The following is a 15,337-nucleotide window of genomic DNA, read 5'->3' as shown; positions in this document are numbered from 1 at the left end:
ACAGAGACGTCAAATGTGAATGAAACATTTTTTATCCAACGTCGTATTGTATTTGGCACAAATACGTATGGAGCACGCCTCTACCTAGTTTATATAAAAGTTGAATGTCATTTAAAAAAGGTAAACGAACGCAAAGTGTTAATTGGTCTTACCAAAAACATTTTGCACCTTTATGGTGAAAGCCAATTAAATTATGCACCACGTAGGCGCGTTGTTTGGTATCACTCTAAACGGCAAAAATTGGTAAATAATTTACTCTTAAAAATAATCGCTGTAAAAGTGGACTCAATCCCTTAGTTTTACAACGCAGGCAGATGAAATTACCGTGCATACGTATGCAGAGTTTTTACAGCATCCCACCCTTCACGTATGCTTTTGACATTCTGGCAACATATTAATAAGCGTTGCCCTAGGGTTTACATACACTGAGTGTCACGATGGAGAAAAACATGGCTCAAAAGCAGTGGTATAAAGGTGCGGTTATTTATCAGGTTTATCCGCGCAGTTTCCAAGACACCAATGGCGACGGCATTGGTGATATCAAAGGTATCATTGATCGCATTGATTACATTAAAAGCTTGGGTGTGGATGCTATTTGGGTTTCACCTTTTTTTAAATCACCCATGAAGGACTTCGGATACGACATTAGTGATTACCGCGATATCGATCCTATTTTCGGTAACCTAGACGATTTTGATGAATTAATTGCCCAAGCGCATGAGCGCAATATTAAAATCATCATCGATCAGGTATTGAGCCACACTTCAGATCAACACCAGTGGTTTCTCGATAGCCGTGAAGATAAAAATAATGATAAAGCTGATTGGTACGTGTGGGCTGACGCAAAACCTGACGGTACTCAACCAAATAACTGGCTGTCTATTTTTGGTGGTCCTGCATGGCAATGGGAGCCACGTAGAGGGCAATATTATTTACATAACTTTTTTGCTGAACAGCCAGATCTAAACTTCCATAACCCTGAAGTGCGTAAAGCCGTCCTTGATAACGTTGAGTTTTGGCTGAAAAAAGGCGTAGATGGCTTTCGTTTAGATGCCATTAACTTCTGCTACCATGATGCATTATTACGCGACAACCCCGCTAAGCCACCTGAAAAACGTCAAGGTCGAGGTTTTAGCGAAGACAATCCATATGCATTCCAGTACCACTATTACAATAATACACAACCTGAAAACTTAAGCTTTATGCAGGATATCCGTGCGTTATTAAATAAATACCCTGGCACAGTAGCCCTTGGTGAAATTTCATCTGAAGACTCACTAGCAACAATGGCTGAATATACATCGGGTGGCGATAAGCTTCATATGGGATATAGCTTTGAATTACTAACAAACGATTACAGCGCTGAGTATATTCGTAACACAGTAAGTACACTTGAAGAACGAATGACAGAAGGCTGGCCATGTTGGGCGTTTAGCAACCACGATGTTGAGCGTGTTGCGAGTCGCTGGAGCAAAGGGGATAACATCAACCCTGACCAATGCAAAATGTTAACAGCACTTCTTGCATCACTTCGCGGTAGTGTATGCATGTATCAAGGCGAAGAGCTTGGATTAGGCGAAGCAGAGGTTGCATTTGAAGACCTACAAGACCCATACGGGATAACTTTTTGGCCTAATTTTAAAGGTCGAGATGGTTGCCGCACCCCTATGCCATGGGATGCAAGTGATATAGAGCAAGCGGGGTTTTCTACAACAAAGCCGTGGTTACCTGTGGGTGAGCAGCACAAAGCAGTTGCTGTAAGCGCACAAGATGATGACAACAACTCCATTCTAAATGCATACCGTGAGTTTATGGCTTGGCGTAAAGCGAAAGATGTACTGCTAGAAGGAAGCATCGAGTTCATTAATACTGATGAGCCAGTACTTGCATTTTATCGCAGCCTCAACAGCACTAAGATGCTATGTGTGTTCAATCTAAGTGCACAACGCGCTGAATTTACAACTACTGATGTAATAACGCAGCAGCACAATGAACTATCACATCACACTGCTGAATTAACAGATAATACAGTTACTCTGCCCGGGTTTGGTTGTTTTTATGCAACTCTGAGTTAATCATCAGTTGTATTGTGAGAAGGCCCTGCATTATGCAGGGCCTTTTTTCTTAATGATTTGTTGTTTTACTATTAATATAATCTGTCAGCGCGAATAGCACGCCCGAAACAACAAAAGTAACATGTATTAAAACCTTCCACAGTAATTCATCCGTTGAATGATTTGCCGAACTTATAAACACCTTTAAAAGCTCTACTGCCGATATAGCCACAATAGCGCTTATTAATTTCATTTTTAGGCCAGAGAAGCCCACTTTACCCATCCAAACGGGTCTGTCTTCATGGTTATCTATATTGAGTTTAGAAACAAAATTTTCATAGCCACTAAAAATAATGATTAATAATAATCCCGCTAATAAAGCGGTATCAACCAGTGTCAAAATACCAACCAAGAGTTCCTGATTGCTCGCTGTGAATGTATTTAAGGCCATGCTGTATAAGTATTTAAAAAACTTTAATAGTAGAATCACAACCGCAACTAACAAACCGATAAAAAACGGGGCTAGCAACCAACGAGAGCGGAAAATAAAAGTTTCTACGACTCGCTCTAGTGTTGATGGAACTTTTTTAGGTTTTGTTTGCGACACTGACTCTGACATAACTACACGCTCATTTTATTTTTAAAATTATGTGGATAATACGTGGTTTACAATGCCAATGACTAGTTTCTACAGACAAAAAAATGATTATTTTTTGCTTATCTTAACGATAAAAATATTTCGTTATCTTTTTTAGATATTTAGTTTATAAATTCACTCAAGCAAAGTGGATAACAGTTTGCGTTCCATTACTGCGCTTTTCGATGGCAGTAACTATTAATTATGTTGATTAGGAATAATTAAATGAACAAAGCATTGCTAGCACTAATTTTGGCACCTGTATTAAGCGTGTCAGCGTCATACGCAATCGCTAACGAAGCACCTGAAGCGTCACCAGAAATGATCAAAGAATTCACTGAAATGTGTTTAAACTGGGCAAAGGACGACGATATCAGCAATGAAGAATTAAAACCATACGTATTAAAATGTGTTAACGATGAACTTGAAGCTGAAGGCTTTAAGAAAGTAAAAGACGTACAAATCTAATTTATCGTTGATAGCTAATAAAAAACCGGAGTTGACACAATGATGTGCGCTCCGGTTTTTTATGTTCAGCTATTCTATTGCTTTAACAGACAGGCTACTTTTTAGCCTTTGTTGCAGCTTTCTTTTTAGCGGGGGCCTTCTTCTTACTTTCTTCGACCCATTTTCCACCTTGATAATGAGCTGTCCAGCCTGTTGCTTTGCCGTCTACCTCTGTCATCACATACTGTTCTTTATTTTTACGGCTATAACGAACAATTGATGGGTTACCATCTGGATCATGCGTAGGAGCATCTGCTAGGTAATAAAACTTCTCAGAAATACGGTCTCTAAAACGTTTTAATTCTTCAACTTTAGGAGCTCGCGTTTCCCGTGATTTCGGGAATGTATTCGCCGCTAAGAAAATACCCGACGCGCCGTCACGCAGCACAAAATACGCTTCTGACTTTTCACACTCTAATTCAGGTAAATGGACAGGATCTTCTTTTGGTGGCGCAGCTTCACCATTTTTAAGTAGTTTACGGGTATTTTTACAATCATCGTTACTACAACCAAAATATTTACCGAATCGGCCAGATTTTAGTTGCATATCAGCACCGCATTTATCGCATTCGATTATTGGGCCGTCATACCCTTTAATTTTAAACGTGCCTTGCTCAACCACATAACCTTTACAGGCTGGGTTATTACCGCAGACATGCAGCTTACGGGTTTCATCAATTAGGTATGAATCCATAGCTGTTTCACAGATAGGGCAACGCTTCATTTGCATCAACGTTTCTGTCTCGACGTCTTCAACATCGGCAGCAATGGCTTCATCACCAGAAACAAGATTCATTGTCGTAGTACAGCGCTCTTTGGGTGGTAAGTTGTATCCTGTACACCCTAAGAAAACACCAGTCGATGCAGTACGAATCCCCATTTTACGGCCACAGGTTGGACAATCAATATCTGTTTCAACCATTTGGTTCTGACGCATACCACCTTGTTCTTCATCTCCTGAAGCGATTTCAAGCTGTTTTGAAAAGTCTGCATAAAACTTATCGAGTACTTGCGTCCAGATGCGCTCGCCTTCAGCGATATCATCTAGGCGACCTTCCATTTTTGCTGTGAAATCGAAGTTCATTAAATCTTCAAAGTTTTCAACTAAGCGGTCAGTAACGATCTCTCCCATTTTCTCAGCAAAGAAACGACGGTTTTCAACTCGCACATAACCACGGTCCTGAATGGTTGAAATAATTGAGGCATACGTTGATGGACGCCCAATACCTCGTTTCTCAAGCTCTTTAACCAAGCTTGCTTCACTAAAACGAGCAGGTGGTTTTGTAAAATGTTGTTTCGGGTCAAGCTCAACTAAGCTCAGAATTTCACCTTGCTTTACAGCGGGGAGTGACTGATCTTCTTCATTTTTCTTACGCACAGCAGGCTGTACTCTTGTCCAACCATCAAAACGAAGGACACGGCCTTTTGCTTTTAATTGGTAATCACCCGCGCCAACCGTTAAGGTTGTTAAATCATATTCTGCTGGCACCATTTGACACGCGACGAATTGACGCCAAATTAACTCATATAATTTTTTCGCATCGGCTTCAACACCGTCTAAATGACCCGACAATACAGAAACACTTGAAGGACGAATCGCTTCGTGCGCTTCTTGTGCATTGCCTTTAGAGCTGTAGCTAATAGGTGCTTTTGGTAGGTACTTATCACCAAACTGCTCAGCAACATAGTCACGGCACATTTCAACCGCATCTTTTGACAAGTTGGTTGAATCAGTACGCATATAGGTAATATGACCTGCTTCATACAAACGCTGAGCAAGCATCATGGTCTTTTTAACACCATAGCCTAAGCGAGTGCTCGCGGCCTGTTGCATAGTCGATGTAATAAAAGGAGCACTCGGTTTGCTTTTACTTGGCTTTTCTTCAACGCTTACAACTTCATACTGAGCTTTCTCAAGGTCACGAACCGCAGACATTGCTTGCTGCTCGTTAACAGGCTTAAATGACTTATCAGCGTGTTTTGTAACTTCAAGGCGTAAGGCAGACTCACTATTTTTAACATCGGCATGCACATCCCAAAACTCTTCAGGAATAAATGCTTTTATTTCACGTTCACGTTCTACCAGCAAACGAACAGCAACAGACTGAACACGGCCTGCAGAGAGACCGCGTGCAACTTTGGCCCACAACAACGGCGAGACCATAAAACCCACTACTCGGTCAAGGAAACGGCGTGCTTGTTGCGCATACACCATATCGGTGTTTAATTCACCGGGTGTTTCAAAAGCTTGCTGAATCGCATTTTTGGTAATCTCGTTAAAAACAACACGCTTATATTTCTCTGGCTCACCACCGATAATCTGTTCGAGGTGCCATGCAATCGCTTCCCCTTCTCTATCCAAATCGGTTGCGAGATAGATTTTATCGGCATTTTCTGCAAGCTTCTTTAATTCTTGAACGACTTTCTCTTTGCCAGGCAAAACTTCATAATGGGGTTCCCAGCCTTTCTCAGGGTCAATTCCCATACGCGCAACAAGATTTTTGTAATCTCGTTGTTTTTTATACGCAGCTTTTTCTTCTGGTGACATTTTTCGAACCTCAGCAGGGGTTTTCGTTGCTGCTGTTTTCGTTTTGCCTGAACCTGAAGTCGGTAGATCACGTACATGCCCAACACTGGACTTGACGATAAAATCGTTACCTAAGTATTTATTAATTGTTTTAGCCTTTGCTGGAGACTCTACAATTACAAGTGATTTGCCCATAGCTGCCTATTTCTGACCAAGAATTTTAAAAGTTTTTTGCCCTTATAAATGTATATCTATCACATCAAACAAATTAGTATGATTTATTAACATCGGAGCACGAATATTTATAGGTATATCTACAAACACCAATTGTTACAAGCTTTTAATCGAAACTTTTAACCATTGACTGAATAATTGAACAATTTTTGCTGCTAAATTAGCCAAAATGATAATTTGCTGTATTTTTATGGGGAATATATAGAACAGCAACAAAAATGCCAACCTTCTGGTTGGCATTTTTTTAAATTTAAACAATTAAATACTTGTTAACCATCATCACTGATTGCGATTGGAGCTGAGGTAACTAAGCCTTTACCTGTGGTAAATTGAACAACTAGGTTCCCCTCTGCTTTTTTATTTGCTTCAGCCTCTCTACTAATTGTTAAACCAAAAGACATGGCTGACGTTTGACTAGTATTAGGCAGCTCAAAGCCAGATGTTCCACTGTAATCACCATTATCAGTGCTCACTGAAACCGCCGTACTCGCTGGTAATGGGTTATTGTAAACATCTGAAAAATAAAGCTCGAAACTTAAAGCAGCCAATTGGTTGCCAACCATCGCTGTGGTTATATTTATTGAACCTAAATCACAGTAATCAGTGTTATCTGTAGGTTCTAAGTCCAAAATAACGGCAGTTGATGAGTCACCAGCTTGACGATAAATCGTATTACACTGCGCTATATCAACCCCTAATTGCATTGCATTGTCAGTAAAAACTGTTGGGTCTGCTGCAGTTTTTTCATTGAGAGCCGAAGCAAATCGATTACGTAACTCAGCTTTTGTAACGACAAAACGAGTGTATGCTTCACTGCCTGACATAACAATTTCAAAAGTATCCCGAATATCAATGACTTCTTTGGTACATAAACTTTCAAACGTTGCTCCCACGGTTGGGGTAGTCGCGCTTTCAGTACACACTAAACCATTGTATTTACCATCAGCAAGTGTATGCATTCCATTTAAGTCAATATCCCAATTTTCCTCAAATTGTCCTGCATTGGTATTTGTTGGGCTACAGGGATCAGTTGCATCACCTTCTTGGCAAAATTCAGTTGACTTCGTCACAGTGCCACTCACTGGGTCGTAAATAGCTGCTAAACCGTCATAGAAACCATTTTCATTATGGTCGATAAAAGCTTCTGGTAAGTCATAGCCACTGTAATATTCATTAGTATCAAAGCGGCCATTCCCATTAATATCAATATATGATTCTTGACCCTTTGCTGTCACCAACACCGTCGAACGTGCGCCTAATGGTACACCATCGTCAAAAAACGCAGCGTTTCTAATTCCAGCCATACAAGGGGCTGCGGAACCAAAATAAAGGTCACAATTGATAACACCTGTTTTCGGGTTGATACTGTTGATTTTATTGCCCCACTTATCCTCGGTAAATGGCTTTGGATTCTGTGAACGCCACTGCGCAACACATTGACCATCAACTGTATTACACTCAAGTTGAGGGTTAAATTCAGCACCATCAAGAGTGCCAACCGCCCCACCTTCTGTTGTTAAATACACAGCCGTACCATCTGGTACAGGGTTATTAAAGTGATCAGCTAAATAAACAGAGATATCCGTGGTATCACCAATATAATTAAGTGCTTCTATGTTAATTATAGTAGGGCCGGCTGTGAAACTATTACCATCGGGTAAGCCTGAACTAATAGAGACTAAATCTGATACACTCACCACTTGCTCATCAAGTGACACTAATGATAATTCACCTACAGGACACGATACATTACCATTACGTTCCGCTTCTGCTTTTTGGCATTCTAAATACAACTCCTGCCAACACGTGACATTATTATTCTGATCAGCAGGTATGAGCTCTTCAGGTATATAACACGCCTGTACACGTACCGCTTGTGGCACAAAGCCAGCATTTACTTGAATGCGAGCAAGCCCTTCAGAATCGGTAGAAACACTTGCATGTGAATAGCCACCTGCATCTGTTACCTCAGATAGTGAAATGCCACCGTTGGTTGAGCTTAAACGAAAATCCATTCGTTTTTGTTTTGCAGCATTACCGATTTCATCCGTTAGCTTAAATGTTAATTGACTGATTTCCTTACGAGATACGCCACCAGTTCCTTTTAACGCTAAAACATTTTCAGTGGCTTCAATGAATTCTATTGAACTGACTTCTGCAGCAGAAACAGGAACGTTTACATTAACTACTTTGGGCGTGCCACCGGTGAGCACTGTGGCTGTCACAGTATCACCTTGCGAAGTATTACATCCATTGGTTCTGTATGTAGCCGTTGCAACCCCGCTAATACTGGTTGCTTTTGAGTCCATTACAGCCAATCCCGACTCTACGCAACCAGACGTAAACTCAACATCGAGCGGTGTAACAATTGGGTTTCCGTTGCTATCAAAAATCGAAACGGTGATCACCGTAGTTGCACCAGCAGCCAATGGAACATATTCACCGTCGATTGGGTTACCTGACGCATCAAGTTTGTTGTATAGGCCATTGGTGATTTCAACATTAAGCTCTGCGGTGGCAATTTCAAATGCTTTTGAAAGAGTCACTGACTTGGCTGTCACCGACACTTCACCTGCACCACTGTTTGCACCTGGTTGTAGTTTTAAAACCGCGAAACCAAAAGGATCCGTTAATGCTTTGCCAGACTCAGGTAATAAACGACCTAGGTCAGTAGATAACTCTGCGATAATTCCTTCGATTCCATCACCTGAGCTGGTATCGGTAACTTTAACCAGAACGTCAATGAGTTGATCAGATGAAAACTGATTAACAACAACACAGCCCGATGATAAATACGTTGTTTCTAATGAAGTCGTATAGCGATTAGCATCCCAGTCTGCCGCACAACCTTTTAAAAGCTTAATATCAAGTGCGGCTTCTGCATTTTCGATTGGGGCATCATCACCACTCGAAATAAAACCGGCGATTTTAGTAATTGTGTTACCACTTTCATCAGTGTATGTAGCTACAACTTGACCCGCCCCTTTTGAATTACCGCTACTTAAAGTAACAAATGCTTCGCCGTTGGCGTCTGTAAGTGCCGTCCCTAAAACAGGCGTAATTTTACCTGTATAGTTGGTAGAAAAAGAAATCAGTTGACCTGCTAAAGGCGTCTCATCGTCTAATAGAGTGGCTGTTACTGTTCCTTTATTATCTTTACTTACTGGGTTTTCTACACTGAATGGGAGGCCTGAGGCATCAACAATAGAGACGCCCAATGTCACTGTGCCACTCACACTTGAATCATCTGACTCAGAACCGTCTGATGTAAATGCAAATGTATCAAAATAGGTTTCGCCACTGACAGTATAAGAGGCTGTCACAATACCCGCACCGGCAACATCACCCGCTGTAAGCGTCATGAGTGCGTTACCATCGTTATTTGTTAATGCTGTACCTGATGAAGGGGTTAGCGATCCAATATCATCGGCAAGTGAGAATGTAACTCTTTGACCCGAGATAACTTCATCATCACGTTTTAAAGTAGCAACTAGGTCTAATGGTGCACCAGCGGTTACTTCATTATTGCTAGTTTGAGTTCCTTTAACAAAACCATTTAATGTAACCGTGAAAGTTTGATCGCCAGTTTGCGCATTGTCGCCCGCTGTTGAAAAGCTAAAACTACCAGAGAAAACAGTACCTGAGCTTGAGGTAAAACTGGCAATAATTTCATCTGCGCCAGCTTGGGTGCCTGCGTTTAATTTAACTTCAGCATTACCTTCACTGTTAGTCAGCGCTGAGGGTTGATCTAAAGTCCCCAAGTTATCCGCTAATGAAAATGTTATTTTTTTACCTGTTACATCTGAATTGCTACTCGTTAAAGAGGCGCGAATCATTAAGGGCTGATCGGCTGTTACATTATTCGATTCAGTACCATCAGCGCTATACCCTTGCACTGTTATTGTATAAGTTGGGTTATCAGTAGTATTCCCACCGTCTAATGAACCCCCTTCTTTCTCAAGTGATCCACCACCGCCACAGGCGACTAAAAGTGAGCTGAAAACTATAACACTTAGCCATCGCAATAAAGGCATTGACCTCTCCCTAGTTAGCTATTTTCATATTTACATTATTGTTTACCTGATATTAACCTAAAATCTGGACGAATATCATAATTATTTTATCTGAATTGCATCGAATTAATTCTAATATTTATCGAATTTTTCTGTATAAAAATCTTCATGCTGGTAGGCTATGGCAAAATTTATAAAAATATAGATTAGGTGTATGTCAAAAGTCCGTTCATTGAGTCTCACATCTCGTATCATGATTGGTATGGTCTTGGGTGTGATCGTTGGTTTTATCTTCCAAGCAATTTTAGCGGGTGAAGACGATTTCCTTATTCCACTAGGGTTATTCTCTTTGCCAATTAAAGCATTTTTCGTTGATGGTATTTTCCACATTGGTGGTCAAATATTCATTGCCAGTTTAAAAATGCTCGTCGTGCCCCTCGTATTCGTTTCCTTGGTGTGCGGTACGTGTAGTTTAAGCGATCCAAAAACACTGGGCCGTTTAGGGGGTAAATCAATTCTACTTTACTTGGTTACAACAGCGATCGCGATTACTGTTGCGATCACACTTGCACTGTTATTTAATCCTGGCGAGGGTATAAATTTACCGTCAGATGCAACCTACAGTGCGAAAGAAGCCCCGACTCTTGCGCAAGTTATTATTGGGATGTTCCCAACCAATCCAATTGATGCAATGGCAAATGGCAATATGCTACAAGTTATTGTTTTTGCCCTTCTTTTTGGTGTGGCAATGGCTTTAAGTGGTAAAGCAGGTAAGCGAGTTGCTAGTGTATTTGAAGACCTTAACACTGTTATTTTAAAGCTTGTAACACTGCTAATGAACATTGCACCTTATGGCGTGTTCTTTTTAATGGCGAAACTATTTACAACCATCGACTTTAAACTGATTAAAAGCTTGGCACTGTATTTTAGTATTGTGATGCTAGCATTATTTATCCACGGTTTAGTGAACTACAGTATTCTTTTAAAAGTGTTAACAGGACTAAACCCAATAACGTTCCTAAAGAAAATGAAAAATGCGTGTCTGTTTGCATTTAGTACATCAAGTTCAAGTGCAACGATGCCAATCACTCTGGAAACTGCCACTAAAAAATTAGGAGCTCAGAACTCAGTAGCTTCATTCACGGTCCCATTAGGCGCGACTATTAATATGGATGGCACTGCTATCATGCAAGGTGTTGCGACCGTATTTATTGCGCAAGTATTTTCTGTTGATTTAACTATATCAGATTACTTAATGGTTATTTTAACTGCGACTTTAGCCTCAGTTGGTACTGCAGGTGTACCCGGTGTTGGTCTGATTATGCTAGCGATGGTGTTAAATCAAGTAGGCTTGCCTGTAGAAGGTATCGCTATCATTATCGGTGTTGACCGTTTACTTGATATGACGCGAACAGCTGTCAATGTAACTGGTGACTGTATGGTGACATGTGTGGTAGCAAAATCGGAAGGACAGTTCGATGAGAAAGTCTTTAACGACCCTGACGCAGCCAAAGACCTAGAAGATTATCACAAATCAATTAAATAAATTTGGTCAATAAAAAACCCGCTCCTGAAGCGGGTTTTTTATTTGCATGAAAGCGAATAAATTTAAGGATTCATTCCTTTAAAACGTGACATTAAATTTACCCCTGCTTGGCTGATACTTGAGCTCAGACCCACCGCGAGTTTATCCGTTAAGTTCTTTTTAACTTTGTACTTTACTTTATAGATTTGGCGTTCATCCGCTTGGTTTAGCAAGATATCATCACTGGTTTCAATTTTGTCCACTAAGCCTCTATCAAAGGCCTGAGTTGCAAACCAATGTTCACCTGTGGCAACCGAATCGATATCAAGTGAAGGACGTTGTTCACTCACGAAGGTTTTAAATAAACCATGTGTTTGTTCTATTTCCTCTTTAAACTTCTCACGGCCCTTCTCTGTATTTTCACCAAAGAGTGTCAAGGTGCGTTTGTATTCACCAGCAGTGATTTGCTCAAAATCCACATCATTCTTCTTCAAAATTTTATTGAAGTTGGGTATTTGTGCAATAACCCCTATAGAACCGACAATTGCAAATGGCGCAGCAACAATTTCGTTGGCAACGCACGCCATCATATAGCCACCACTGGCTGCAACCTTATCAATTGCAACGGTTAAATGAATACCAGCATTGCGTAAGCGTTGCAGTTGAGATGCAGCAAGCCCATAGCCATGAACCACTCCACCACCGCTTTCTAAGCGTACCAATACTTTGTCTTTTTCTTTGTCAGCAATGGTAAGAATTGCAGTGATTTCTTCACGTAAACTTTCAACTTCATGGGCATCTATACTTCCATTAAAATCAATCACATATAATCTTGGCTTAGGGTCTTTATCTTGCTGCTCTTTGGCCTCAGCTTTTTGTTGTTTAAAGTAGGCCTTAAGCTCTTTTTTAGAGAGCGTATTTTCAATAAAGTTTTGCTTAAGATCAGCCAATTGCTCACTTAAATCATCAATGCTTATCTCGCCTTTCTTAGCCTTTGGCTTAACAGCAGCACCCACAATAATCGCAACGATGGCAGCAACAGCAACCACAAAAGTAAGGGTTTTGGCAAAAAACAAGCCATATTCATATAAAAATTCCAAACACTCTCTCCATTAATTGTTAATTCGCCACAATTTATCATGCTTTAAGGCAAAAAAAAGCCACATTATGTGGCTTTTTACTTAATTGGCGGATTTCACTTATTCTGTGACAACATCCGTATTCGTAACCTGTAGAAATTGACCGCGAGCTGCTAAGAAAGTCCCAATTTGCAGCTGCATTTCAGTGGTCGCTGCTGCACTCTCTTGCGCTGTTGCACCTGAGTCTTCAGTAGGCACAGGTGTTAGCACAGAGCTGTGATGTCCTTTAGTAAACTTAACAACATAACTCATAGGATCTGCGGTAGGCGCTTGTGTTTCAGCCACTGTCGTTAACCCCATAAGCTTTGCAAGAGGCAGACTCCCTGCAATTGGGTTGCTTGCAACCATCGGTGGAATAACTTGGTCTGCTTTATTATCTGCACCATCACCCACAACAACACTCATGTATACTGGTGTACCAAGCGCTGCAACTGCAGATGCATAGTTAGAGGGATCGCCACTGTCTAGTGCGGTTTGTGCTGCAAACGCAAATTGCGTTACTACGCCTTGAATATTAGCAAGTTTTTCGGTTTCACCAGCCATAGTTAATGAACCTACATACTCTTTATATGCACATGCTACAAAAGCCGTTTGATCAGCGGCTAAAGAACCACAATTTGAAAGTGCTTCATTTTGTGAATACGCACTAAACTCAGCCGACTCTTCAATACCAGCAGCAAGTAACACAGAACCTTGTACAAATGGGCCAAACCTAGCTGATTCGATTAAGAAACTAGCAAGACCACCGCCACCACTGGCCAGTGCAACGCTTTTTACATTAAACAGTGGATCAACTTGTTCATCCAACGGTGAATTAGCAACCGCGATAAATGCAGGCGCCACTACAGAGCCCAGTGAATGGCCAAGGAAAGAGACATCTTGTGCATTAAGATCAGCTTGGCCTGTGAAGTTCAAGCCCATACGTAAACCTAATAAATCAGCTACCGATTGACGTAAGCTATCACGTGCAACTAATAATGACTGCAAGTTCATGTAGCTTAACACCGACCCAGTCGATGCATTAAAATCATCGGTGCCATCGCCATTAACATCAACACCGCGCTCACCATGTCTTGGGTGATCAATTGCTACAGTCGCAAAACCTTGAACTGATAACTGAGCCGTAATGGCTAACATGTCTTCTTTTTTAGACGTAATACCATGTTGTAAAATAACAATTGGCCAACCACCCTCTGGCATTACAAGCTCATCTTCTCCTAATTGCACTCGGACAGCATTAATTACAGGCAAAATTGGCTTCGTAATTTGCACCGGTACATTAGCCATGCTCTGTGTTTTTGGGATGGTATTGTACTTAGTTAGATGTTTCGTTTGGTCAAGCCCTAAATCACGCAATTTACCACCACTTAGCGCCATACAAAGACCATCATTCTCGCTAATTGGATCCGTTGGAAATGATGCTCCCGCAGAAGACGCATAACCAAGTACTGCCACACCACTGTCACACAACCCTTGCCAATAGGTTGCCGACAAATCACTGACATCAGTCCCCGTCGGTGTACCTAGGTACATGGGTAGCATCACGCTGCCTTTTTGATATTGCACCCCTGCAAAAGCTGGCGATAAACCAGTAATACCCCGTGATGCAAATACTTGCTCAACTGTCATAACAGGTCGCTCTGGGATTTGCACTGTAGGACGCGGTAAAGCGTCTTGGGTTAGGCTGGCAGCTAGCAGTTGTTTAACAGTGCCTAATACTTGACCTGCTGATTGCATTGTCATTGCCGCAGAGTAAATAATGTCATCTTTACTGATTTGGCCACCTGAAGTGACAGCATTTTCATAGCTGTTAATAACTGCTTGAAGTGACTTTTGAGAATCAGTAATAAGCGGTGCTTCTTCACTAACAAGCGCATACGTAGACGAAGGCTCAATTGAACGACCTTCAGAGTCCAACAACGACGTCGTTAATACATTTATATATGTACTACCCGCTTTAAATGGTTTTAGCGGAATAACAGCGACAGAATCACTCGAACCTTGCGTAATAAAATCAACACCAAAAGTGAGTTCTGATACCAGCTTACATGCAATACCTGCAGGTACTTGTGAACAGGTCTCATCAGTTTGACTTGCACCCATCACAACTTCAAAAATACGTACAGCACCAGGCCCCCCCGCCGAAGCGGCATCAAGCGAAACACCTGGAGGGAATGCGAGGTCGATTTTAAACGGAGTCTGTGTTGACCAACCATCGAGTGCACCCAATGCAAGTTGAGGATTAGCATACGCGGCACGAGGAACACTGACATTGTTGTCATCTAATTCGCCAGGGATATTCAGTGTACCGTCTAGTGTGCCACTCATTAATAAGTCATTTGGCACAGAGATAACACCGTTGGCAGGGTCAAACTTAACTGTCGCGCTAGGGATGATAGGAGGGCTGTCATTTTTTACATCTTCTAATGTTTCTCCTCCACCACAGCCGGTAATGACTGATGCAATGGCTAGTGAAAGTAGCAATTTTTTCATAATTTCGCTCCGCGCAAATCTTATTGTTATTGTGTGTTCAAGTATAAAAGTAGTCGCTAGACTGCCTTTAGTTAAGTTAATTTAATGTAATTAGGTTATTAATAAGACATTAGACCAGTTAAAGTTAACGTAAAGTTTCAATTTTCGCCACCTTAATTTGCAATAAATTCGATAACTTGGCTTTTTGCTATGGTAAAATAGAAAAAAA

8 protein-coding genes are annotated in these 15,337 nt (G+C 41.1%); 3 read left to right on the top strand and 5 right to left on the bottom strand.

Annotation, left to right across the window (positions count from 1 at the left end; translation table 11 throughout):
* The first annotated feature begins 449 nt into the window (after positions 1-449).
* Complete coding sequence (locus GZH31_RS07125; RefSeq protein WP_036968853.1) at positions 450-2,075, top strand: alpha-glucosidase family protein; 1,626 nt, start codon at positions 450-452, stop codon at positions 2,073-2,075.
* A gap of 49 nt (positions 2,076-2,124) precedes the next feature.
* Here the strand turns inward: GZH31_RS07125 and GZH31_RS07120 are convergent, their stop codons facing one another.
* Positions 2,125-2,673: a TIGR00645 family protein gene (locus GZH31_RS07120; RefSeq protein WP_036968856.1), complete on the bottom strand. Its 549-nt coding sequence runs from the start codon at positions 2,671-2,673 to the stop codon at positions 2,125-2,127.
* A gap of 243 nt (positions 2,674-2,916) precedes the next feature.
* On the opposite strand from GZH31_RS07120, the gene GZH31_RS07115 reads away from it, so the two are divergent.
* Positions 2,917-3,159 (top strand): hypothetical protein, encoded by a 243-nt coding sequence (locus GZH31_RS07115; RefSeq protein ID WP_036968859.1) that lies wholly within the window; start codon positions 2,917-2,919, stop codon positions 3,157-3,159.
* Positions 3,160-3,253: 94 nt separating this feature from the next.
* Here the strand turns inward: GZH31_RS07115 and topA are convergent, their stop codons facing one another.
* Positions 3,254-5,920 carry a type I DNA topoisomerase gene (gene topA / locus GZH31_RS07110; RefSeq protein ID WP_180311522.1) on the bottom strand — a complete coding sequence of 889 codons (2,667 nt, stop codon included), beginning with the start codon at positions 5,918-5,920 and terminating at the stop codon, positions 3,254-3,256.
* A 308-nt stretch (positions 5,921-6,228) separates the two neighbouring features.
* Positions 6,229-9,993, bottom strand: a complete 3,765-nt coding sequence (locus GZH31_RS07105) for a hypothetical protein (RefSeq protein ID WP_075593647.1) — start codon at positions 9,991-9,993, stop codon at positions 6,229-6,231.
* A 193-nt stretch (positions 9,994-10,186) separates the two neighbouring features.
* Between GZH31_RS07105 and GZH31_RS07100 the strand changes: the two genes are divergently transcribed.
* A complete protein-coding gene (locus GZH31_RS07100) occupies positions 10,187-11,518 on the top strand; it encodes a dicarboxylate/amino acid:cation symporter (protein WP_036968865.1) in 1,332 nt (443 codons plus the stop codon).
* 62 nt (positions 11,519-11,580) lie between these two features.
* On the opposite strand, the gene sohB is transcribed toward GZH31_RS07100, so the two are convergent.
* Together sohB and GZH31_RS07090 are read right to left on the bottom strand one after the other, a co-directional pair.
* Positions 11,581-12,597, bottom strand: a complete 1,017-nt coding sequence (gene sohB, locus GZH31_RS07095; protein WP_065979832.1) for a protease SohB — start codon at positions 12,595-12,597, stop codon at positions 11,581-11,583.
* Between the two features lie 99 nt (positions 12,598-12,696).
* On the bottom strand, positions 12,697-15,129 hold the full coding sequence (locus GZH31_RS07090) for a VolA/Pla-1 family phospholipase (RefSeq protein ID WP_065979831.1): 2,433 nt from the start codon (positions 15,127-15,129) through the stop codon (positions 12,697-12,699).
* Positions 15,130-15,337: the final 208 nt, after the last annotated feature.

The sequence above is a fragment of the Pseudoalteromonas sp. JSTW genome (assembly GCF_013423925.1).
GTDB lineage: Bacteria > Pseudomonadota > Gammaproteobacteria > Enterobacterales > Alteromonadaceae > Pseudoalteromonas > Pseudoalteromonas lipolytica.
This window is presented reverse-complemented; position numbering and strand designations above follow the sequence as displayed.